This is a genomic window from Microcoleus sp. FACHB-SPT15, from assembly GCF_014849525.1.
In the GTDB taxonomy this organism is placed as follows: domain Bacteria; phylum Cyanobacteriota; class Cyanobacteriia; order Cyanobacteriales; family Coleofasciculaceae; genus Symplocastrum; species Symplocastrum torsivum.
Genome location: NZ_JACJNU010000070.1, coordinates 75,071 through 97,378 on the forward strand (window position 1 = coordinate 75,071; position 22,308 = coordinate 97,378).

General features: G+C 44.9%; 17 protein-coding genes, 1 tRNA gene and 1 CRISPR repeat array. Of the genes, 14 read left to right on the top strand and 4 right to left on the bottom strand.

Features of this window, described 5'->3' with window-relative positions; all coding sequences use genetic code 11:
- Positions 1–157 precede the first annotated feature (157 nt).
- From H6F98_RS30615 to H6F98_RS30635, 5 genes are all read left to right on the top strand, one after another.
- The gene (locus tag H6F98_RS30615; protein WP_192222514.1) at positions 158–547 is read left to right on the top strand and encodes a hypothetical protein; all 390 of its coding nucleotides are present in this window, start codon (positions 158–160) and stop codon (positions 545–547) included.
- Between the two features lie 172 nt (positions 548–719).
- Positions 720–3,461, top strand: coding sequence for a DEAD/DEAH box helicase family protein (locus H6F98_RS30620; RefSeq protein ID WP_192222515.1), 2,742 nt, complete (start codon positions 720–722; stop codon positions 3,459–3,461).
- 59 nt (positions 3,462–3,520) lie between these two features.
- Positions 3,521–4,948 (top strand): PIN-like domain-containing protein, encoded by a 1,428-nt coding sequence (locus H6F98_RS30625; protein ID WP_192222516.1) that lies wholly within the window; start codon positions 3,521–3,523, stop codon positions 4,946–4,948.
- A 44-nt stretch (positions 4,949–4,992) separates the two neighbouring features.
- On the top strand, positions 4,993–6,684 hold the full coding sequence (locus H6F98_RS30630) for a class I SAM-dependent DNA methyltransferase (RefSeq protein ID WP_192222517.1): 1,692 nt from the start codon (positions 4,993–4,995) through the stop codon (positions 6,682–6,684).
- 20 nt (positions 6,685–6,704) lie between these two features.
- Positions 6,705–8,078, top strand: a complete 1,374-nt coding sequence (locus H6F98_RS30635) for a restriction endonuclease subunit S (RefSeq protein ID WP_192222518.1) — start codon at positions 6,705–6,707, stop codon at positions 8,076–8,078.
- Positions 8,079–8,154: 76 nt separating this feature from the next.
- On the opposite strand, the gene H6F98_RS30640 is transcribed toward H6F98_RS30635, so the two are convergent.
- Positions 8,155–8,691, bottom strand: coding sequence for a hypothetical protein (locus H6F98_RS30640; protein WP_192222519.1), 537 nt, complete (start codon positions 8,689–8,691; stop codon positions 8,155–8,157).
- A gap of 36 nt (positions 8,692–8,727) precedes the next feature.
- Positions 8,728–9,243, bottom strand: a complete 516-nt coding sequence (locus H6F98_RS30645) for a hypothetical protein (RefSeq protein WP_206759693.1) — start codon at positions 9,241–9,243, stop codon at positions 8,728–8,730.
- Positions 9,244–9,318: 75 nt separating this feature from the next.
- Between H6F98_RS30645 and H6F98_RS30650 the strand changes: the two genes are divergently transcribed.
- From H6F98_RS30650 to cas12k, 4 genes are all read left to right on the top strand, one after another.
- Complete coding sequence (locus tag H6F98_RS30650; protein ID WP_206759694.1) at positions 9,319–9,666, top strand: hypothetical protein; 348 nt, start codon at positions 9,319–9,321, stop codon at positions 9,664–9,666.
- Positions 9,663–9,965 (top strand): helix-turn-helix domain-containing protein, encoded by a 303-nt coding sequence (locus tag H6F98_RS30655; RefSeq protein ID WP_192222522.1) that lies wholly within the window; start codon positions 9,663–9,665, stop codon positions 9,963–9,965. The genes H6F98_RS30650 and H6F98_RS30655 overlap by 4 nt, the downstream gene beginning before the upstream one ends.
- Before the next feature lie 119 nt (positions 9,966–10,084).
- On the top strand, positions 10,085–11,926 hold the full coding sequence (locus tag H6F98_RS30660) for a DUF262 domain-containing protein (RefSeq protein WP_192222523.1): 1,842 nt from the start codon (positions 10,085–10,087) through the stop codon (positions 11,924–11,926).
- A gap of 81 nt (positions 11,927–12,007) precedes the next feature.
- A complete protein-coding gene (gene cas12k, locus H6F98_RS30665; protein ID WP_192222524.1) occupies positions 12,008–13,936 on the top strand; it encodes a type V CRISPR-associated protein Cas12k in 1,929 nt (642 codons plus the stop codon).
- Positions 13,937–14,503: 567 nt separating this feature from the next.
- A CRISPR array of direct repeats spans positions 14,504–14,836; the repeat unit is 39 nt; unit sequence AGTTTCATCAGCCCTCCCGCATTGGGTTGGGTTGAAAGA.
- Positions 14,837–15,200: 364 nt separating this feature from the next.
- Here cas12k and H6F98_RS30670 read toward each other — a convergent pair.
- A tRNA-Pro gene (locus H6F98_RS30670) sits at positions 15,201–15,274 on the bottom strand.
- A 67-nt stretch (positions 15,275–15,341) separates the two neighbouring features.
- Complete coding sequence (locus H6F98_RS30675) at positions 15,342–15,863, bottom strand: GNAT family N-acetyltransferase (RefSeq protein ID WP_192222525.1); 522 nt, start codon at positions 15,861–15,863, stop codon at positions 15,342–15,344.
- Positions 15,864–16,470: 607 nt separating this feature from the next.
- Between H6F98_RS30675 and H6F98_RS30680 the strand changes: the two genes are divergently transcribed.
- The 5 genes from H6F98_RS30680 (at position 16,471) to H6F98_RS30700 (ending at position 22,232) form a co-directional block, all read left to right on the top strand.
- On the top strand, positions 16,471–17,196 hold the full coding sequence (locus H6F98_RS30680; protein WP_192222526.1) for a hypothetical protein: 726 nt from the start codon (positions 16,471–16,473) through the stop codon (positions 17,194–17,196).
- Between the two features lie 97 nt (positions 17,197–17,293).
- Positions 17,294–18,226, top strand: a complete 933-nt coding sequence (locus H6F98_RS30685) for an alpha/beta fold hydrolase (RefSeq protein ID WP_192222527.1) — start codon at positions 17,294–17,296, stop codon at positions 18,224–18,226.
- Positions 18,227–18,494: 268 nt separating this feature from the next.
- On the top strand, positions 18,495–19,430 hold the full coding sequence (locus H6F98_RS30690) for an RnfABCDGE type electron transport complex subunit D (RefSeq protein ID WP_192222528.1): 936 nt from the start codon (positions 18,495–18,497) through the stop codon (positions 19,428–19,430).
- A gap of 26 nt (positions 19,431–19,456) precedes the next feature.
- On the top strand, positions 19,457–20,770 hold the full coding sequence (locus H6F98_RS30695) for a DUF2330 domain-containing protein (RefSeq protein WP_192222529.1): 1,314 nt from the start codon (positions 19,457–19,459) through the stop codon (positions 20,768–20,770).
- Between the two features lie 130 nt (positions 20,771–20,900).
- A complete protein-coding gene (locus H6F98_RS30700; protein ID WP_192222530.1) occupies positions 20,901–22,232 on the top strand; it encodes a DUF2330 domain-containing protein in 1,332 nt (443 codons plus the stop codon).
- Positions 22,233–22,308 lie beyond the last annotated feature (76 nt).

Consider the following 22,308-nt stretch of genomic DNA (forward strand, 5'->3'; position numbering starts at 1 on the left):
AAGTTAAATCAATTAAGATTAGTTGGTTAGGAGGCTTCTCCTACCTAAAGCTGAATGGCAAGGCGCTCCTACTTATAAGAGCCTTGGGCGAAGATATTCTGAGCATTAGGAGGAGAGGAGTAGCACTCATCCCGTCCCTTTATCCTGGTAACTGAAAATGGATGCAACTCTTCAAGTCCAGTTTCAACTGTTCTCTCTATCGCTATTACTCGCTAGCCGCCAAGAGCAACAGGGTAAGTTGATTGCTCCAATACCAGTACAGAATGAGGCGAGTCGGGGACTTGAGCTATACGGGAAACATGGAGGCAGCAAAAAATTGAGGCTGTCCCAAGCTCTTGCAGAGGGAAGCCCAATAACCGCCAAAGACCTTGATGAGATGCTGGATTTTTTTGAAAATACGGAAATAGACCAGAGCAATCCAGGGTGGGGAGACAACGAGTTTCCTTCAGTGGATTGGATTCGCTGGCAACTCATGGGAGGCATTGCGGGTTGGCACTGGGCAAGAACTACGAAGGAGCTAGCAAGTACTATGGGCGAAAAGCTCTAAGCAGATAGTAGTGCGATCGCTCCCTACCTGTAGATTTGCCTGAGAGCGGTTATGCATATTGCCTGCAAAAAATCAACTGTAATGCCAAACTAGTTAGAAGTGATTTACGCTCGGTTAGTGGGAACACTAAGGGAGTAGCGCGATCGCTCTAGCCAGTTTTCGGAAGTGTTGAATGTCCCGCAACGAAGCGAACACTAGAAAAGAGTTAATCGATAAGGCATTAGAGAAAGCTGGATGGAGTCTAGACGATTCCAACCAGGTGGGGATTGAAATCCCAGTCGATGGGTATGATGCAGCACCTTGGAATGGAGTTACTGATTACTGCCTCTATCTGCCGAATGGGGAAGTGATTGCTGTTGTTGAGGCGAAGCGACAAAGCCGCGACCCAAGGGTGGCAGAACAGCAGGTTAGGCATTATGTAACGGAGATTGAGAAGCACCAGAGTTTTCGTCCCTTTGCCTTTATGAGCAATGGGGATAGGACGTTCTTTTGGGATGTGGGGAATGAAAACAAGCGTCCGGTGGCTGGGTTTTTCTCCCTGAGAGATTTACAGAATTTGCTCTACATCCACCAGAATAAAATTCCCCTGCAACAGTTGAGCGTTAATCTTGCGATCGCAAACCGCACTTATCAGCAAGAGGCAATTGGGCGAGTTAGCGAACGGTTTGATGAGGGGCATCGACGGGCGCTGCTGGTGATGGCGACGGGGACGGGGAAAACGCGCACGATTATGGCGCTGATTGAAGTGTTCCTGAGAGCGAATCAAGCGCGGACGGTGCTGTTTGTGGCGGATAGAGATACGTTGGTTAGGCAGGCGCTAGACGATAATTTTAAGGTTTATCTGCCGAACGAGCCACGCGATCGCATCCGTACCTACAACGTTGATTACAGCAAGCGGCTGTATGTGGGGACGCTGCAAACCCTGGTTAAATGCCACAAAAAGTTCACCCCTGGCTTCTTTGACCTGGTGATTTTTGATGAGTCTCATCGCTCGATTTACAACCAGTTCCGGGAGGTGGTGGAATATTTCGATGCGCGGATTATTGGACTAACGGCAACGCCAGCAGATTTTATTGAGCGCAATACGTTCCAGGTGTTTCGCTGCACTGGCAATCCTCCCGTTCCGACGTTTAATTATCCCTATCGAAATGCAGTTAATGAAGGCTATCTGGTCGATTACAGCCTTCGTCAAGCACAGACTCACTTTCAACGGGAGGGGATTCGGGGAGCAAACCTTTCGGAAGAAGACCGCAATACGTTGATTCAGCAGGGACGTGACCCCGATGAGATTGATTATGAGGGGACGGAATTAGAGCGCACTGTCAGCAATAAGGATACGCTGCGGAAACAGTGGGAAGAGATTATGGAGGTTTGCCATAAAGATGAGTCGGGGCAGTATCCGGGTAAGACGATTGTATTTGCGGTGAGTCAAGACCACGCTTTGCGGTTGGCAAGCGTGTTCGAGGAGATGTATCCCCAGTATCCAGATATGGTGCAGGTGATTACCTCCCAGATGGAACGCACGGATGATTTGATTGACCGATTCAAGAAGGAGGAGATGCCTCGCATTGCCATTTCTGTAGATTTGCTGGATACGGGGGTGGATGTGCCGGAGGTGGTGAATCTGGTGTTTATGAAGCCTGTCCATTCTGTGATTAAGATGCAGCAGATGATAGGACGGGGGACGCGCAGCCATGAAGCTTGTCGGTATTTGCATCGGCTTCCTCATGGGCATAAGGATGAGTTTCTAATTATCGACTTCTGGGAGAATGACTTTGATAAAGACCCTAGTGAGGAGACGGTTACTCAAAATCTGCCCGTTACCGTGAAGATTTTTAACACGCGGTTGAAGCTGCTGGAGCATTATCTGAATGACCAGCAATCTGCTGATTGCCAGCAGGTAATTGCGGATTTACGGCAGCAGATTGGGCAAATTCCTCGCGATGCGTTTAGCGTCCAGCAGGTTTATTCTCAGGTTGAGGAGGCTTGGATGGATGGGTTTTGGCGGTATTTGACTCAGCGTAAGATTGATTTTCTCCGCACTCAGGTTGCGCCGTTGTTGCGATTTGTGGCAGGGGTGGATGTGGCAGAGGCGACGTTTACGAATAAGGTGGAACGGTTGAAGCTGGAAATTCTGACGGATGGGGCAAAACCGGGGACGTTGGAATCGATTGCAGAGGATGTAAGTTATTTACCAGAAGATATATTTAAGGACGCCAAGCGTGGAAAATCAGCGCAGTTTTGTTTATCCCATCGCTTGCGAAGTGCAACACCAGAGGAGTTAAATCAAATCATTACTGATTTGGCGCAAGTAATGAAAAATCGCCGCCAGCGTAAGAGTTCTTTTGTTTATCTCGATCTGGCAGATTCTATTGCCGTTAGTGGTTATATCACGTTGGGCGAAGGTGGAGAGCAGGTTTATGTGGAGGAATACCGCCAGCGGGTTGAGGGGAAGGTGTTGGAGATTGTCGAGACTCACCCAACGATCGCGGCAATTCGCAACGGGGAAGTGGTGACGGATTTACAACTGGTGGCATTGGAGAGGACGCTGCGGCAAGAGTTGGGTGGGGGGAACGTGCAGTTGTCGGAGTCGAATATCCGCAAGGCGTTTAATTTGAAGGTGAATAGTTTGCTGGCGTTTTTGCGGGAGTTAATGGAGATTGAGGCATTGCCGGATTATCAGGAGGTGGTGAGGCGGAATTTTGAGGAGTTTATTGTTCAGCGTCCGTTTAATGCGAATCAAGTTCGGTTTTTGAGGGCGGTGCAGAATGTGTTTTTGAAGAATCGGCGTTTGGAGGTGGCAGATTTGTATGAGGAGCCGTTGGATAGGTTTGGGGAAGATGCTGTAGAGCGGTGGTTTACTGAGAAGCAGGTGGATGAGTTAATTGAATTTGCTGAACACTTTGCGGCTTAGAAGTATAAACATAAATACCTAATTTTATTGGTTGATAAGGAAAAGCAGCGTTATTAATTATGGAAATGAAGGATTTATTCCCAGGATATTACCGTTTAAGCAAAGAGGAATTTGCTGAACTTTGGGGAAAATGTGTATTTATTCTAGATACTAATTGTATTTTAAATTTATACCGTTACAACGAAGAAACTCGCAAGGATTTTATTAATGTTTTCCGTAAGATAGAGAGTCGCTTATGGATTCCTCATCAAGTTGCTCTTGAATTCCAAGAAAATCGCACCACAGTAATCAATGAACAGGAAAATAAATTTATAACTATAAAACAGATATTGAATACAGAAAAATCTGAGATTAAAGGAAAACTTCGTAGATTTTCTGTAAATCATGAGAGTTTCCTTTCAAAGCTAAACAAATTGTTTGATGAGTTTTTAGAGGAAATCAAACTTATTGAGAATCAACAACTTAAGTTAGAGGAGCAAGATTATATCAGAGATATCATCGATGACCTTTTTAAAGGCAAGATTGGTGAACCTCCAACTAAACTAGAACTAGAAAACATATATAAAGAAGGAGAGGAAAGATATAACATCAACTATCCTCCTGGCTTCAAAGACAAACAACTTAAAAAGCAAAAGCAAGAGCAAAAGCAAGAAGACGCCTATCTCTGTAATGGAATGTCTTTTAGGAAAGAATATGGGGACTTGATTCTCTGGAAAGAAATTCTCAAGGAGGTAAAGACTCGCCCGTGGACACACATTATATTTATCACTGATGATGCGAAAGAAGACTGGTGGCGTTACGAGCAAGGAAAAACCATTGGTGCGCGTCCTGAATTAGTTGAAGAAATTTGTAAAGCTGGAGCGTCTATCTTCTATATGTATACTCCAGAGCGTTTTTTAAAATTTTCTAAAGAATACATTGAAGTAGATGTCAAAGAAGAGTCTATACAACAAGTAGAAGAAATTTCTGCTATTAGAAATGACCTATTAAATGAAAGCTTGGCAACTAGAGTATCCAAAGCTGAACAAGCTGTTTTAAGATGGCTAAAGTCAGAGTATCCTGATGATGAAATTATTCAATCTCCTAATCGAAAAATTGATTTTTTGCGTTTAACAGAAGATAATTCTAAGATTGGATATGAAATTAAATACATGGCTCACCATTCAATGTCTCGCATGTTGCAAAGTATAGAGAGTTATATAACGAATTTTTCTAATCTAGAACTAGATGAGCTTCAGGTGATTTTGATAACTAATAATTATGTATATGGCAAGGCTCTTCAAAGGAACTTAATGGATAATATTCAAAAAACAATTGCGAAATGTGCCATGATGATTCAGGCAAATACAATGAATCAGAGCATTAAAAATCTTGGTGTAATTATTGGTGTTTTATATTCAGTTTATGACAATGGGGAATTTACAGAAACCACATTTGATCCGATGAAAATTATTCAAAATATGGATATGGATATGGAAGGAATGTAAATGCATTTTGCTAGATATGCAACCAAACGCAAATCTCCGAAATTATGCTCACTGACCCTGAACTGCGATCGCAAGTTGACCAAATTTGGGATAGATTATGGTCGTCGGGACTCTCCAACCCGATGGACTCCATCGAACAATTCTCTTACCTGCTGTTCCTCAAACGCCTCGATGATGCGGAGAATCAGCGGGAAAAACAACTCAAACGCCGCAATAAACCCTTTGAACCACAAATTAAGCCAGAATTGCGTTGGTCGCACTGGATTAACTTTAAAGCAGACGAGGCGCTGAAGCACGTTCGAGAGGAAGTCTTTCCCTGGTTGCGGACGGCGGGAACTCAAGGGAGTTCTTTTGAGCGGTATATGCAGAATGCTGAGTTTAAAATCAGCAAACCGGGGACGTTGATTGAAGTCTGTAACCTGATTGATGCACTGAAAATCTCGGAACAGAATCAGGATGTTCAGGGGGACTTGTACGAGTACCTGCTGAGTAAACTCAACGCCGCAGGACGTAACGGACAGTTTCGCACGCCTCGCCATATTATCCGCATGATGGTGCAGATGGTTGACCCCAAACCAAAGGAACGAATTGGGGACTTGGCGGCGGGGACTTGTGGGTTTTTGGTCAATGCCTACGAGTACATCCTAGAACAGCACAGCGAACCGGATGAGCAGGGGAAACCGCAGTTAATTGGGGATTTACTCAGTGACGAGGAACGGGAGTTTTTACAAACTGAGGCGTTTACTGCCTATGACAATGATGCCGGAATGACGATGTTGCGGATTGGTTCGATGAACCTGATGCTGCACGGAATTAAGCACCCCCGCTTTTTCTACAAGGATACGCTGTCTAAGTCGTTCAACGATGAGAAAAGCTTGGATGTGGTGCTGATGAATCCCCCGTTTAAGGGAAAGATGGATGAGTCGGATATTAACCCCACCTTGCCAACCAAGTGCAAGAAGACAGAACTGCTATTTTTGCACCTGATTGAGCGAGTGTTGGATATGGGGGGACGCTGTGCGGTAATTGTGCCGGATGGCGTGCTGTTTGGTTCGAGTAAGCAACATCAGGAGATTCGCAAGAAGATTATTGAGACTCATCGCCTGGATGGGGTGGTGTCGATGCCGTCTGGGGTGTTTAAACCGTATGCGGGTGTTTCGACGGCGGTGCTGCTGTTTACTCGTGGCGGTACGACGGACAAGATTTGGTTCTATGACATGGAACACGATGGGTTTTCGCTGGATGATAAGCGGCAACCTGTAGCGGAGAATGATATCCCCGATATTCTCACCTGTTGGAAGAATCGGTTTAATCCTGATTTCACAACGCAAAGAGCGCAACGCCTAACTGAGTTAAAGTTGCAGATTGCGCCGTTGAAAGCTGAACGGTTGATACTGCTCAAGGAAATCAATCGCCTGACGTTTGAGAATGCGATCGCACCCGCCGATGATGAGCCAACCCGCCTCGCTTTGGAAGCGGATAGGCAACGACTGGCACAACTGCACGAGCAAATGGCACCCCTGCAAGCGGAAATCAATCAGTTGAATCGCCAGTTTTGGGTGACAAAGGCACAGGTGAAGGCGAATAAATACGACCTTTCAGCGAGTCGTTACCGTCAGATTGAGCAGGATGAGCCTTATTATGAGTTGCCGCAGGTGACGATGGAGCGATTGCTGAAGTTAGAGCATGTGATGGCGATTGAAGTAAAAGAACTAATGCTCTACTTAGAATCATAAGCGAGATTATTGATAGTGTAATGGTAACTGAAACCCAAAAATTACCTGACGGTTGGCAATGGATAAAGCTAACTGAAATAGCAGAGCGAGGAAATAAATATGCTATTGTTGATGGTCCATTTGGAGCATCAATCAAGCAGTCAGATTATCTAGATTGTGGGGTTCCACTTATCAGAATTCAAAACATATCTAAAGATGGCACGTTTATTAATAAAGGTTTTTTATATATCTCTGAAGAGAAATATAGGGAGCAGATTAGAAGTGCTGTTAAAAAAGATGACATCTTAGTTTCACGGGTAGGAACGATAGGAAATGTTTGTATTTATCCAGGAATATTTGAAAAAGCTTTGTTATCAACCACTGGTGTGTGCAAAATATCTATAAATAAGAGAATTGCCGATATTAATTTCGTTTATTTCTTCATGCTAAGTGAAGATTATAAAAACCAGCTAATTTCAAACGCATCAGAAAGTGTACAAAAATATATTACTCTCGATACATTAAAAGACTCAGAGTTACCTTTCCCGCCGCTGGCAGAACAAAAGCGGATTGCTGCGATCGCACAAAAAGCCGACAGACTCCGACGCACCCGACGCTACGCCCTACAACTCAGCGACACCTACCTGCAATCCGTCTTTTTGGAGATGTTCGGCGACCCTGCCAGCAATCCCAAAGGATGGAATATAGAGGTTTTTAGTAAAAAACTAGAATTTATAACAACTGGTTCTAGGGGATGGGCGCAGTATTACTCTAATCATGGAAATATATTTCTTAGGGTTCAGAATTTAGGTAAGAACGAATTGCTATTAAACGATGTAGCATATGTTCAAAACCCTAATACAGTAGAAGCAAAAAGAACGTGCGTTAAAAGTGGCGATTTGCTAATTTCCATGACCGCAGATTTAGGGCGAACTGCTGTTATTCCTCCAAATTTCCCAGAAGCTTATGTTAATCAACATGTAGGCATTGTTAGGCTCAAAGAAATCAATCCAGTATTTATCTCTGCTTTATTAGCTTCAGATGCAGGGAAAAAACAATTTGATGCTCTAGACAGAGAAGGAGTAAAGTCAGGATTAAACTTCGATGATATCCGTAGTTTAAAAATTATTGTTCCACCTCTCCCCCTCCAAGAAAAATTCGCCCAAATCGTCCAAAAATTTGAACGCCTCCGCACCCAACAACGGGAAGCCGAACGCCAAGCAGAGCATTTATTTCAAACCCTGCTGCATTGTGCCTTTCGGGGTGAACTGACTCCTCAACACGCCAATGATGAGCCTGCATCCGTCTTATTAGAACAGATTGGCGCAGAACAGGCAAAAGCCGAAGCTGAAGCCAAAGCCGCTACTCAGGCGATGGGTAACGCTGCTGAGTATCTTAGCACGAAAGCAAAATAGCAAGACACAGAACCCATCCAGCTAAAGCTACAAGGGATAGAGTAAGATGATTGATTTATTTAGAGGGTAACTCCTCTTAAGCTCGATTATCTATTTCTTTTTCAATTTCTGTTGGTATTCCAGATTCATCTTCCCAAGCTATGCGAACTCTGAACTTATTATTGACAATAAGATTAGGTTCATATCTAAAAGGGAATGCTTCTGCACTCCTAGGATTAATAAAATCTTTTTGAGATTTAACAAGTTGTAGCTCATGTAAAGGAATATCTGCTACGTAGATTTTGATATTTCTAGCTGTTGCTTGACCTTCATTAAAAAGCTTTAATTCAACCTGACTCATGTTTTTAGGTACGGGATAGATTCCTTCTATAACCAATTTTGATTTTTTAGATGCTTCTAATTCTTTTCGTCTATCCCTCTCTCTATCTTCTTCTATTTTGAGTAAGGCTTCATCAATTTTTATTTGCCTCTCCAGTGTCTTTTTACTAGTTCTCTCAGCTTGTTTAGCTGCGATAACTGCCAGTCCTGCAAATAGCGCAGATGCAGCGGAGAAGACAACTCCAAGTAGGTCAAGTGAGGAATTTTCCGATAAGTTGAATAAAAATTTATTCATACTTAGTAATCTAAATAGTTTATTTTTCTAGCATAGTCAGCGCGATCGCTTCTGCTGCCGTCTCCGCTTCAAATCCTCAGCCAGTCGAATATCCACCAGTTCCCCTTCCTCCCACGCTTCACCATCTGGTTTAACCAGCCATTGAGCGAGTTTCTGGAGTTCTACATCGGAGGGGCGATCGCCTTCTAGTAACTCATTAATCCGTTCTACAGACATTTCAGCATCAGCCGCAAGCTTCCCAAGTACCCAGTCGCGGTTACTTAGCGTTTCTTCAATCAAATACGCGATCGTTGGCACGGCTGGGGACGCAGCCGTTACCTCCTCTGCTACTGACAACTCAGAGGGTGCAGAGTCTTCTAATTGTTGCTGTTGTTCTATCCAGCCTTCTAGCGCTTCTTCTAAACCTGCGTTGATATTCCGACCTAAACCTTTACAAACTCCCTTGAATTTCAAAGAAAGCGCCTTGGGGATAAAACCACGCAACTCCTGGTAATCCGGGGATTTTCTTTTATCGACCACAAATAAGCTAAACATCGGAGTTTCAGGCTTCATTCTCGCACAAACTAGCGAAAGCTCCTTTTATTGCTATTTTCGCTAATTTTGCTAATTTCGCTAATTTTGCTAATCTTGACAGTGTTCCCTCAACCCTCAGCCATCGTGATTCCCGACTTGCCTTTAGTCAGTCTGGATGCACCTCCGCCATCAGTCTGCCTTCCTCCTAGCTTTCCAGATGGCACGGAAACGCCCTACTTTGTGTGTGGCGATCGCGTCAAGTGGAAACCTCTGTCTGACACGGACAACACCGATACAGGAGTCATAATTGGGCGCTTTTATGCCTTTGCTCACCATCACCATCATTGGTCATGGAAATACTTAGTTTTCCTCGATACCGACTCCTACAGTCGCTGTTTCTGTAGTGCTGATACGGCTTGGGAACAAGACCTCGAACCGCTAGATAAAGAACAATCCCTATGAGTAATCCCCGCCCCCTAGAACAACGCGAAGTAGAGTTGATTACTCTGCTTTCTCACACCCAACTCGGAATATCACCCCGAATGTTTCTCTCCAAATGGGACGTTAATTACGAACAACTTGCCGCCATCTGCCATTGCAGCATTGGCACCGTAACCCGTTGGTTCGCCAGAGGAGATAACTATCGGCGTCCTGGTTCTTATCCTTGCCTCAAGCTCAAACTGGCAGATTTGCTCCTAGAAAATTATCAAGACATTCCAGGAGAATGGGTTCAATCTATCTTTCCGCCCAGAAGTCAATAGATATTTAGCAAACGTTAATAAAAACCTAGCCTGAGGCTAGGTTTTGTCCCGACAATCAACATCAATGAAATGAAGCACTTTATGGTTGGTAAAAACCCCAACCATTTTTGAGCTAGACGATGAACTCGATTAGCACCTTCGACATCACCAAGTACCCTCTCTTGGATATTCTCAAAGACATCAAAACTGGACGCATCCAACTACCAGACTTTCAACGAGATTGGGTTTGGGACGATTCCCAGGTGCGTCGTGTTCTCGCCAGCGTTTCTCTGGCTTACCCCATCGGTGCCGTCATGATGCTCCAACAAGGCAACCATCAAGTCCAATTCAAACCCCGCCTTGTCGATAGCATCACCCTACGAGAACCCCAACCTCCTAACTTACTGATTCTCGACGGTCAGCAACGCCTGACCGCCCTGTTCATGGTGCTGCTGTCCGGACAACCTGTTGTCATCAAAGACCAAAAATCACAGAAACTCATCAAAAAATGGTACTACCTGGATATTGAGAAATGTCTTACTCCAGATAGCGATCGCCGAGAAGCAATTCTTGCTTTACCCGAAGCCAAAAAGCTGCAAACTCCTAATGGCGTAATTGATGTTTCCACGCCATGCCGAGAATATTTAGTTGGACTGTTCCCCCTGTCAAAAGTCTTCTTCTTTTCGGAATGGAGAAGCAAGTATTGTAAATTTTGGGGATACAATGCCGAAAAACTCAAACTCCTCGATACCTTAGAGCTGGAAGTCCTCAAAAAGTTTGAACATTATCAGATGCCCGTCATCCAACTGCGGGACTCTTTACCCAAAGACGCTGTTTGCCAGGTTTTCGAGGATACCAATACCTCTGGATGCGACCTCAATTTTTTCGACCTGATGACTGCCAGCTACTGTGCAGATAACTTCAGCTTGAGAGATGATTGGAAGCGTCGAGAGGCTCGTCTCAAGTCCCTCAAAGTGTTACGTTCTTTGAGGAATACTGATTTTATTCAAGTCATCAGTTTGGTAGCTTCTTACGCTCGTCGCCAAAAAGCCATCCTGGCAAATGTAAATTGTGAGAAGTTACCCGCGATTAGCTGTCGGCGATTGGAAGCCTTGAAGGTGTCACCCGAAGAATACCAGACTTGGGCAGACCCCGTAATGAGAGGGTTTGAAGAAGCGGCTCGCTTCCTGCACTCTCAAAAAATCTTTGACGCAACCGACATTGCCTACCCCATCCAGTTAGTTGCCTTGACAGCAATTTTGACCTTACTGGGCAAGCAATCCGAGTCTGAACAGATTCGTTCTTTATTAAAACACTGGTTGTGGTCGGGGATGTTTGGGGAAGTATACACCCGTGGACATGAAGTGCGAGCAGGGCATGACGTACTCGAAGTCCCCGCGTGGCTTTCAGGTGGTTCACTACCAACGACCATCTCCTCTGCCGATTTCTCGGTACACAGGCTACTCAGTGTGAGAAAGCGTTACGGTGCCGTATACCAAGGATTATCAGCTTTGTTGCGGCTTCAAGGGGCAATTGATTGGAATACGGGAGAAGAAATTAATGATGTACTTTATTTTGAACAACGGGTTGAATCGCACCACATCTTCCCAGTCTCATGGTGCAGAAAGCAAGGCATAGAACCCAAATATTACAACTGCATCGTCAATCGCACAGGGCTTTCAGCCAGCACAAACAAAAAAATCGGCTCCAAACCCCCTTCCGTTTACCTCAAGCAGTTTGAGAAGCAAGGGATATCCCCCAATAAACTCGATGAGATGTTGCGATCGCACGCTATTGACCCTACTATGCTACGCCGCGATGACTTCGAGGGATTTTTTGCAGCGCGGACAAGAGATTTAATGGAGCTAATCTCAAACGCAGTGGGTAAGCGTTTAACAGTTGAACCGTTTGAGCAGTCAATTGCAGGCTATAAAAACGGTAATGGGAATGGATTTCATCGCTCGATAGTGGTCAACCATTAAGCGATCGCGAAAAGAGCGCGGTGCCTTTTAGGGCGAGCGCTAAAACTGTTTTTCCTCACACATCAGGGCTGCGTAATTACTATGAGCGTTATCACCATTCAATGTCGCCTAGTTGCTCCTGAAGAAACCCTCCGCCACCTATGGGAGCTGATGGTGGAGAAAAACACACTTCTGGTCAACGAACTACTACAGCAGCTACGAACCCATCCCAATATGGAGGGCTGGCTGCAAGAGGGAGGAATTCCAGCCGAAGTCATCGAAGGACTCTGCAAAAGCCTCAGAGCTGAATCTCGCTTCCAAGATATGCCAGGTCGTTTCGCCAACGCGGCTGAGAACTTAGTCAAATACATTTACAAGTCTTGGGTTGCTCTACAGGAAAAACGTACACGCACTCTACACAGAAAACAACACTGGTTCTCTCTGTTAAAAAGCGATTTGGAACTAGAACAAGAAAGTGGTTTGAGCTTGGAGAAGCTGCGTACTGAAGCTACGAAAATCCTGACCAAGGAAAAGGCTAGCTTGGAGTGTAGCCCAGAAGCAGAAGCAGACCAAGCTACTACAGACAACTCCGCCGCCCTATGGGAGAACCTCTTCACTGCCTACGATAAATCCAAATCTGTGCGCCGACGCTGTGTCATCGCCTATCTTTTGAAAAATAACTGCCAGGTTAGCGATGTAGAAGAAGACCCCGAAGCCTATCAACTTCGGCGGCGCAAGAAGGAAATTGAAATCGAACGCCTCAAAGAACAACTTAAGAGTCGTCTCCCCAAGGGAAGAAACTTATCTGACCAAGAGTGGTTGGAAGCCCTAGAAGAGGCGCAGGGTTTAATCCTGGATGACGATGAATTGAGAGAAGTACAAGCTAGTCTCACCAGACAAGCAAGTTCTGTTCCCTTTTCAATATCCTACGAAACCAACACCGACTTGCGATGGTCGAGAAACGAACACAAACGTATCTGTGTTAGCTTCAATGGCAAAGGCATCAGCAAGCATACCTTTGAAGTCTTCTGCGGTCAGCGCCAACTCCACTGGTTTGAACGCTTTATTGAAGACTACGAAATTTTTAAGCACAACGAGGAGCAGGTTCCTGGCGGATTGCTGACTTTACGTTCGGCTCGACTAGTTTGGCAAGAAGGTGAAGGTAAGGGAGAACCTTGGCAGATAAATCGTCTGTTGCTTCACTGCTCTGTTGAGACTCGTTTGTGGACGGCTGAGGGAACCGAGGAGGTACGTGCCGAGAAAATTGCCAAAAGGCAAAAAATTATCGACAGCATGAAAGCAAAAGGCAGTCAAAGCAGCAAGCTGAAAGACTACCAAACTTCTCTAGAGCTACTTAAAACGTTTCGAGGCTTCTCCCGTCCCAGTCGGGTAAGCTACAAGGGCAATCCCTCAATTGTTATTGGAGTTAGCTTTGGACGAGCTAAACCAGCAACTGTTGTGGTTCTTAACGTCGAGACTGGCAAAGTCCTTACTTACCGTGATGTTAAGCAATTACTGAGTAAGCCAATCAAGGAGGGGAGAACCAAAAAGAAAAAAACTCAGTATGAACAACTCAATCGTCAGCGAGAGCAACAACGCCTCAACAGCCACGAACGCCACAAAGCACAAAAAAATGGTGCTCCCTGTAACTTTGGAGAATCGAACCAAGGGGAGTATGTGGATAGACTGCTAGCTAAAGCGATTGTGGAAGTGGCAAAACAGTATCGAGCTAGCAGTATTGTTCTACCTAACCTGAGCAATATCAGGGAAGCGAATGAGAGTAAAGTACGAGCCAGAGCTGAACAAAGATTTCCTGGCAATCAAAAGCTTCAAAATCAATCTGACAAGGATTATCGTGCCAGCATTCATCGTTGGAGTTACAACAGGCTAAGTGAGTTGATTCAGCTTAAAGCGAAAAAAGCAGGGATTGCCACGGAAAAAGCACAGCAACCGCCTGGGGACAATCCTCAAGAGAAAGCAAGGAATTTAGTCCTAGCTGCTTGTGAAAAGCGTAAAGTATCAGCTAGCTAGGTCAACCGATTCTGAACCTTGACAATATAAATAAAGAATGTTACTGAATTAACAGCGCCGCTTGTACATGCTTATTGCCTCTGTACAAGTTAATTGGGTTTGTTTGACTGCTCGTTTGGCAGTCCTACTTTCTGAGCCCTAGTAGCTGCCCGCCCATGATGCTGCCCCTATGAATACCTTCTTCATAGGTTGGGAAATTCCCGTGTCTGAATACTGTCGTATCTAGTATGCGGGAAAGGTGCGCTCCCAGCAAAATGTGGTCAAGCCGAGGGAGAAGGTAAATTTTCCCAAAGCCTTAGCTCTTGTCAACAAGGGTGCGGATTACCGCAGTGGTGGCTACAAAATCGTCCCCTTCGGGGGAGCCCTCCCTAAATCTTTTTTTGACGGGTCGAAGCGGGGTTAAAATCCCTGGGATGCCGTCAAAAGTTCAAAACTCTTGTCTAGTCTTTGTTTTAGACTTTCACCTCAGTCAACTTTCCCTAGGGGAAAGAGCTGAAATGAGCAATTTAAAACCAGCCGACAAAAATGTGTTTGTCAGCTTGTGTAGACAAGGGTTTCAGCGGGCGCGGTTTCATCAGCCCTCCCGCATTGGGTTGGGTTGAAAGGGGCCGTTTTGCTCTCCTGTTGCCCCTAGTGGTAGAAGTTTCATCAGCCCTCCCGCATTGGGTTGGGTTGAAAGAGTCGAGCTGAATACACCCCTGATGAAGCAAGGAAGTTTCATCAGCCCTCCCGCATTGGGTTGGGTTGAAAGACTCTGCCCAACTTTAAATGGTCACGGAGCCACCAGAGTTTCATCAGCCCTCCCGCATTGGGTTGGGTTGAAAGATTGCCAGCACTCTGAGTGCAGTAATTATCTGGGTGTAGTTTCATCAGCCCTCCCGCATTGGGGTGGTTGAAAGTCCAGAAGAGCTTGTGCCTGCGGATATGTAAGGTAGGTTAACGTTGCTTAACGTAACCAAACGATTTAAAATTTCGAGAATTGACAATATTTTTAGGGAGGGTTGAAAGGCGCGCCTGCTTTGGAAGGCAAAGATTAGGCAAGCATGAATAAGCTCATCATTGTCGTCGTGGGAGTCATGATGAGGTCATACTTTAGCTGAAGTCGTATCGTTCTACTGGTCTGGAGTCATCTGGACGACATTAATTTGTTATCAGCCATTGGAACGAATTGCACGACAATAATTTGTTAGTAACGACACTAAAGTGTGAATAGCGACAGTAATGTGTTACCAGCGACAAATAATTTGTTATTCGACAATTTAAATCGGGATGACAGGATTTGAACCTGCGACATCCTGCTCCCAAAGCAGGCGCGCTACCAAGCTGCGCTACATCCCGTTTGCATACCTAGCTAGTATAACTTGCTTTTTGCTCTTGTGTGTCAAGTTCCTCACAATCCTAACACTCAATCTGGATACCAGAACATACCTTTGATACCTTCTGGGTCTGCCATAAAGCCCATTCTTCGATAGAAATTCACGACATGAGGGTCTGCAAAAAGAGTGATATTACTGATGTCCTCACTCCGCAGTTTTTTGATCATGTACTTCATCAACGCCTTACCAAATCCTTTACTTTGGAATTCTGGATGAACCACTACATCCCAGATTGTGGCATTGAACGCATGGTCAGATGTTGCACGAGCGAAGCCGATGAGGCGTCTAGTGGTACCTCGTTGCTGCCACATCGAAACCACCAGGAAACTATGCTGAATAGCTTTTCTGACTTTTCGCATAGGACGCCGAGACCAACCAACGGCATCACAAAGTTCTTCTAATTCATAAAGGTCTAGTTCTCGCTCTGTGCTGAAAAATATGCGAGAACCACCATCGGTGCGATCAATCGTCCCTTCCACTGCATCCCCTTCCAACTGTGTCTGTGGCGAGGCAGCGTCAGAACTGCTAAAAAAGCTTTTCCAAAAACCCATGCAGGTGCAGCTGTGGCATTTTCATACGTTGCGCTCCACAGTTTTGCAGGACTTCTTTTCCTTACGGATAGATGTTCTACTCTGTAGAGTTCAAACTTGACTATATATGAAGTGTATCCCAAACCCCAGAGGGACAACCAAGAGTGGGCTTGTTGAACTTTTGTCAGGTTTATGCTGTCTACGCAGCGATTAATGGCTGCTAGTTTCACATACCGCCCTGTGTCTTTGGTATGAACTGAGAATTTTTAAGAATTCTTATCGCACCAAATCTCGCCAAAACTTCGTGAACTTGATAATAACACAAGAGCTAGATTGTTTTCTCCTGTCCTGCCATAAGATGCCTTAAAAAATCAGAAAGTGCAATCTGGTTATCCTCCGAGACTGCCTGAAGATGCTAGGATGCTTCTTTCATCTAGCAAAGAAGGAAACTCCAGGAAAAGACCTTCTTTAGTTAGACTGAGGCTATTGAGCAGGATTTGTGAGAGATTAATCCAGATATAGCAGCTTCTTCTCTAAGAAGTGTTTTTGGCATTTCTCTAGCAAAGAGCTTTGACAAAAGCGATCGCTTAAGCCGACTTCATTCCTCAGTTCGCATCTTCCCCTACTTATGGCTGCGGGTTTAAAATCATCCACACTAGAGCTACTGAAGCGCTTCAATCGGGCGTTTCCTCAGTTCTATGAGCAGTTTGTCAGTAGTGAAATCCAACTACAAAACCTCAGGCTTGCCTATCGGCTTTACAAAACTAAACGTGCGGTAATCGAGCTAAAACCAGAAGGCTCTAAAAGTGCTCTGCATTTTGCTTACCGTAACCAGTCTTTTCTCCTGAGTGACATCTTTGGTGTTCTGGCTGCCTATGGGCTGACGATTCACAGTCTCAGCCTCTATGGTCAAATCACTCCACCCATGCTGGTATTTATCAAGCTAGTTGTATCTCGTGGCAGCAAAGCCCTAACTAATAAAACAGCAGAAAATGTCTGCCGCGCTGTTCGCGAAGCTTTGGCAGGGCGTTTTGAAGTAGAAGAAATGCTAGCCGTAGAGTTTAATCTCGACGCTGGTTTGGAGCAGGTAGAAACAGAATTTTATGTCGATCCTGTTTTCCACCTCCCAGCGCTGTTGATCGAAGCAGACAACCAACCTGGCTTATTTTACAAAGTGATGTACGCTATCTGGCAAGAAGATTTACTAGTCGTCAATGCTAATTTGCTTGTGTGGCGCGGACGAACTCGCCTGATTTTGTACTTACTTGGACCTAACGAAAGCTTAATTCCTGAGTATTTGGGTCAAAAAATTGCCGAAAGTGTGCGGCAGCGATTATTAGGGCGCCGATTTTAGGAATTGAGAGAACTGCTTCCTTGCCCTCCTGATCTCCCTTCTCTTCTTCCCCACTCCCATGACAGCCCTAGTACTCATTCTCCGATAGGATGAAAGTATGGCAACCATTAATATTTTGGGAGCGCCCCACGCCTACGAATTAACACCTCCCACTGAACCCTCTTCTCCTGTCCTTGTTTTCATCCACGGTTGGCTTTTGAGCCGTAGCTACTGGCAACCCTTAATTGATAGGTTGGCACCTGATTATCAATGCCTAATTTATGATCTGCGAGGCTTTGGGAAGTCTCAGCCCCCAGTACATAAAACTCACAGGACACGCTCAAACCCTGACACTGAATTACTAAACAAGTTGAATACTGGGGAGGTATCAACCTCTCGCTACACCCTAGCTGCCTATGCGGCTGATTTAGGTGTTCTGCTCAAAGAGCTAAACATTGACAAAGCATGGCTGATTGGTCACTCTCTAGGCGGTAGCGTTGCCCTTTGGGGAGCATCTGTTGCCTCAGAGCGTGTTAAGGGAGTCATTTGCCTTAATGCTGGGGGTGGTATTTATCTTAAAGAAGAATTTGAGCGCTTTCGGGCTGCGGGTCAAGAGTTTTTGAAACGACGCCCCCGTTGGCTATGCTACATCCCTTTAGTTGACTTGTTGTTTACACGAGTTATGGTTGCACGCCCCTTGGAACGTCGATGGGGGCGTCAGCGCATCATTGATTTCGTTGTTGCTCACCCTGAAGCCGCGCTTAGAGCTTTACTGGATTCCACAACAGAAGCTGAGGTTCACGGTTTGCCTCAGGTAGTGTCACAACTCCAGCAGCCAGTTTATTTTATTGCTGGTGCTAAAGATACAGTTATGGAACCCAAATATGTACGCCATCTCGCCAGCTTTCACAAGCTCTTTCAAGGCTGTGGGGAGAATGTGATTGAAATTCCTAGTTGTGGACATATGGCAATGGTAGAGCAGCCAGATGCCGTTAGTATTCAAATTCGTAAGATTATTACTAGCTACGATGGTGTCAAATCCGAGAATTAGAGAACTTGCACAAAATCCTCTGGGGATGGCAAACACGTAAGAGATGGTTACGCTTTGTGTAACTGTTCTGCCTGAGGACTTAAGACGAGACATATTAGCAACAGTTGTCATCTTTGAATTCAATGCCGTTAAGGGTCGGGTGAAATCGTAGCAATTGTGTCAAGTGAAACTCGTTTCGTTAAGTTAGGCAACAGTTGCAACTATTTTCCTCCCTACCCTACCTAAATTGAGGACAAAGACAAACGTCATCTTCTGTGCTAGGTGGGTAATGCTGCGACAAGATCCCCGAAATTACCAAATACTGTTTCTCTCACTCTTCTTATTTTTAGGTATTGCAACAAGAGACTGGACATTACGACCTGACTTGATTGTCGTTGTAATAGTTACCTGTGTTCTGACTCAGTGGTTAGCGATATCTGTTTTAGAAAATTCCCAAGGAAAGCGTCTAAATCTGCTAACAAAAAAATCAGAACTTTTTGATAAAAGCAATTCTGATTTTGCAATTTTTTCTAAAATGCCTTCACTCAAAAGTGCAATGATTACCGCTTTAGGTTTGAGCTTACTTCTGCGGGCTGACCATTACACCACAATGATTCTGGCAGGTTCCTTAGCAATCCTCAGTAAATTTCTATTTCAAGTTGAGCGCAAGCATTTTTTTAATCCTGCAAACTTTGGCATAATTGCTGCTCTCATCTTGACGAATGATGCTTGGGTTTCTCCAGGACAGTGGGGAGATGATGGATGGTATGCCCTGTTGTTTTTAGGTACTGGAGGTATGGTCTTAAAACGTGTAGGTCGCTGGGATACAACAGCAGCATTTTTAGGTACTTATGCATTACTTGAAGCGATTCGGAATCTGTGGCTAGGTTGGACTTGGGATGTCTATTGCCACCGATTAATGAGCGGTTCTTTGTTATTGTTTGCTCTATTTATGATTACAGATCCTCGCTCAATTCCTAAGGCACGGATTGGTCGATTAGTTTGGGCTGGGTGTATCGCTATCCTCAGTTTTATTTTGCGAAACTACTTCTTTGTTTCTAGTGGAGTCTTCTGGGCTTTATTTGCTCTTTCACCTTTAAGTGTGCTGTTGGATGTTATTTGGTTTGCACCCCAGTTTTCCTGGTTATCAGCGGTTTCCAATGCAGATAGCCGTTCTATTGAAGTAGCAACTGAGCGAGAGTCTGAGCAATATTCTAGAGCCTGAACTTAATCACCTCATAGGAGTTTGTCATGAAGTTTATTCGTGTCCTGATTAGCCTATTGCTAGCTGTTGTGATTGTTATTGGTTTTACTCCAACAGCCTTGGCATTTTGTGGGTTTTATGTGGCAAAAGCTGATACAAAGCTTTACAACCAAGCGTCTCAAGTTGTGATTGCTCGTAATGGCGATCGCACTATCCTCACGATGGCGAATGACTATCAAGGGGAGGTTAAAGATTTTGCACTTGTTGTACCCGTGCCTGTAGTTCTCCAGCAAGACCAAGTAAACGTTGGAGAACCCAAAATTCTTGAGCGGCTTGATGCCTTTAGTGCGCCTCGACTCGTAGAATATTTTGACCCCGACCCCTGTAATCCTCCTGTAATGGGTGAGCTGCGCTCTGCACCAGCAGCAGTGATGGGAGGTGCGACACGTAGTGCTAGAGATGAGAGTGCTTTGGGTGTAACGGTAGAAGCCCGTTTTTCAGTTGGGGAATATGACATTGTTATTCTCAGTGCCAAGGAATCTAATGGTTTAGAAACCTGGCTCAACCGCAACGGGTACCGGATTCCCCAAGGGGCAAATCAACTACTTCGACCCTACATCCGGCAAAACATGAAATTCTTCGTTGCCAAGGTCAATCTCGAAGAATTTGAAAAGGCTGGCTACCAATTCCTGCGTCCCATCCAGATGGCTTACGAATCGCCAAAATTTATGCTGCCGATTCGTCTAGGCATGATGAATGCGACCACTGAACAAGACCTGATTGTCTATGTGCTATCGCCGAAGGGTCAGGCAGAGATTACGAATTATCGCACTGTAAATGTGCCTTCGGATGCGGAGATACCCATCTTCGTCAAGAATGAGTTTGGTGATTTTTACAACGCGATGTTCCAAACCGCATACACTCGTGAAGGGAAGAAAGTAGCCTTTCGGGAGTATGCCTGGGATATGGGTAGCTGTGACCCTTGTTCGGCTGACCCTCTGAATCCAGAAGAACTAAGGAAGGCAGGAGTATTTTGGCTCACGCCAAATATGCTTAATAATGTTTTTATCACTCGTTTGCATGTCCGCTACACTCGCGATAAATTTCCAGAAGATTTGATGTTTCAAGAAACGTCAAACCGTCAACAGTTTCAGGGTCGCTATATTTTGCGTCATCCCTTTACAGAGGAGATGACGTGCCGAGCTGGGCGAGTGTATCAACAGTCGTTGAGCCAACGATTTGAACAAGAGGCTCAGACTTTAGCGAAACTAACAGGGTGGAATATTCAGGATATCCGCAAGAAAACCAGTGTCACTACTTCCGATCAGCAAACTCCTTGGTGGCGAAATGTTTGGCCTTGAGGGTATTGATTTAGGCAGTAGTGCCAATAGTAAGGGCGCAAGACTTGTGCGCCTAGGAGGCTGAACTACTAATCAGATCAATTTCATCTGTTAGTCCAAATCTGAATTTTTCTGATCTTGAGGAGGTGCGATGAAGCAATTTCGGCTTTTAGTAATGTTACTGCTAGCGTTGGTGATTGTTATTAGCTTTGCTCCAACAGCTTGGGCATTTTGTGGGTTTTATGTGGCAAAAGCAGATACAAAGCTTTACAATCAAGCGTCTCAAGTCGTTATTGCTCGTAATGGCGATCGCACTATCCTCACGATGGCAAATGATTATCAAGGAGAGGTTAAAGATTTTGCACTTGTTGTCCCAGTGCCTGTAGTTCTTCAACAAGACCAAGTCAATGTTGGTGACCCTAAGATTATCGAACGGCTTGATGCTTTTAGTGCCCCTCGACTCGTAGAATATTTTGACCCCGACCCCTGTAGCCCTCCTCCTGTAAATAGAGTAGGTGGCGCAACTAGAGGAGGGGATGGCGGGGATGTCGCACTCCAATCTTCAGCAGCCGATAGCGCCTTAGGTGTAACGGTAGAAGCCCGTTTTTCCGTAGGGGAATATGACATTGTTATTCTCAGTGCTAAGGAATCCAATGGTCTAGAAACCTGGCTCAACCGTAACGGGTACCGGATTCCCCAAGGGGCAAATCAGCTACTTCGACCCTACATCCGCCAGAATATGAAATTCTTCGTTGCTAAGGTTAATCTCGAAGAGTTTAAAGAAGCTGGTTATCAATTCCTGCGACCGATTCAAATGGCTTACGAATCGCCGAAATTTATGCTACCGATTCGCTTAGGCATGATGAATGCAATAACTGAGCAGGATTTGATTATTTATGTTTTATCTCCTCAAGGTCAGGCAGAGATTACAAACTACCGAACTGTTAATATTCCCTCAGATGCGGAGATACCTGTCTTCGTTAAAAACGAGTTTGGGGATTTCTACAACGCAATATTCCAAACAGCCTATACCCAGGAAGGTAAGAAGGTCGCTTTTCGGGAGTACGCTTGGGACATAGGTTGGTGTGACCCTTGTTCCGCTGACCCGCTAAGTCCAGAGGAACTGAGGAAATCAGGTGTTTTTTGGCTTAGACCAAACACCCCTAGTAATGTTTTTCTTACCCGTCTCCATGTTCGCTATACACGAGATAAGTTTCCAGAAGATTTGATGTTTCAAGAAACATCAAATCGTCAACAATTCCAAGGACGATATATTTTACGCCATCCGTTTGTTGCTTCACCCTTTACAGAAAAGGTAAGTTGCCCTGCTGCTCGACAATATCAGCGGTCGTTGAACCAACGATTAGAACAGGAAATACAGACTTTAGCTAAGTTGACCGGATGGAATGCTCAAGATATTAGAAAGAAAGCTAATCTTTCTCAAAGTCAATCGGCTCCTTGGTGGCAAAATGTTTTGCCTTAATAAGTTGTTGTACCTCTAGAGCACCAGTCCATTACTCAAGATTTTGGGGTTACCAAGAGTAATGTGATCAGGTTTT

What these genes read in the sequence shown, in the direction of transcription:
- H6F98_RS30615 (WP_192222514.1), top strand. Translation starts at nt 158, where the DNA reads ATGGATGCAACTCTTCAAGTCCAGTTTCAACTGTTCTCTCTATCGCTA.
- H6F98_RS30620 (WP_192222515.1), top strand. Translation starts at nt 720, where the DNA reads ATGTCCCGCAACGAAGCGAACACTAGAAAAGAGTTAATCGATAAGGCA.
- H6F98_RS30625 (WP_192222516.1), top strand. Translation starts at nt 3,521, where the DNA reads ATGGAAATGAAGGATTTATTCCCAGGATATTACCGTTTAAGCAAAGAG.
- H6F98_RS30630 (WP_192222517.1), top strand. Translation starts at nt 4,993, where the DNA reads ATGCTCACTGACCCTGAACTGCGATCGCAAGTTGACCAAATTTGGGAT.
- H6F98_RS30635 (WP_192222518.1), top strand. Translation starts at nt 6,705, where the DNA reads ATGGTAACTGAAACCCAAAAATTACCTGACGGTTGGCAATGGATAAAG.
- H6F98_RS30640 (WP_192222519.1), bottom strand. Translation starts at nt 8,691, where the DNA reads ATGAATAAATTTTTATTCAACTTATCGGAAAATTCCTCACTTGACCTA.
- H6F98_RS30645 (WP_206759693.1), bottom strand. Translation starts at nt 9,243, where the DNA reads ATGAAGCCTGAAACTCCGATGTTTAGCTTATTTGTGGTCGATAAAAGA.
- H6F98_RS30655 (WP_192222522.1), top strand. Translation starts at nt 9,663, where the DNA reads ATGAGTAATCCCCGCCCCCTAGAACAACGCGAAGTAGAGTTGATTACT.
- H6F98_RS30660 (WP_192222523.1), top strand. Translation starts at nt 10,085, where the DNA reads ATGAACTCGATTAGCACCTTCGACATCACCAAGTACCCTCTCTTGGAT.
- cas12k (WP_192222524.1), top strand. Translation starts at nt 12,008, where the DNA reads ATGAGCGTTATCACCATTCAATGTCGCCTAGTTGCTCCTGAAGAAACC.
- H6F98_RS30675 (WP_192222525.1), bottom strand. Translation starts at nt 15,863, where the DNA reads ATGGGTTTTTGGAAAAGCTTTTTTAGCAGTTCTGACGCTGCCTCGCCA.
- H6F98_RS30680 (WP_192222526.1), top strand. Translation starts at nt 16,471, where the DNA reads ATGGCTGCGGGTTTAAAATCATCCACACTAGAGCTACTGAAGCGCTTC.
- H6F98_RS30685 (WP_192222527.1), top strand. Translation starts at nt 17,294, where the DNA reads ATGGCAACCATTAATATTTTGGGAGCGCCCCACGCCTACGAATTAACA.
- H6F98_RS30690 (WP_192222528.1), top strand. Translation starts at nt 18,495, where the DNA reads ATGCTGCGACAAGATCCCCGAAATTACCAAATACTGTTTCTCTCACTC.
- H6F98_RS30695 (WP_192222529.1), top strand. Translation starts at nt 19,457, where the DNA reads ATGAAGTTTATTCGTGTCCTGATTAGCCTATTGCTAGCTGTTGTGATT.
- H6F98_RS30700 (WP_192222530.1), top strand. Translation starts at nt 20,901, where the DNA reads ATGAAGCAATTTCGGCTTTTAGTAATGTTACTGCTAGCGTTGGTGATT.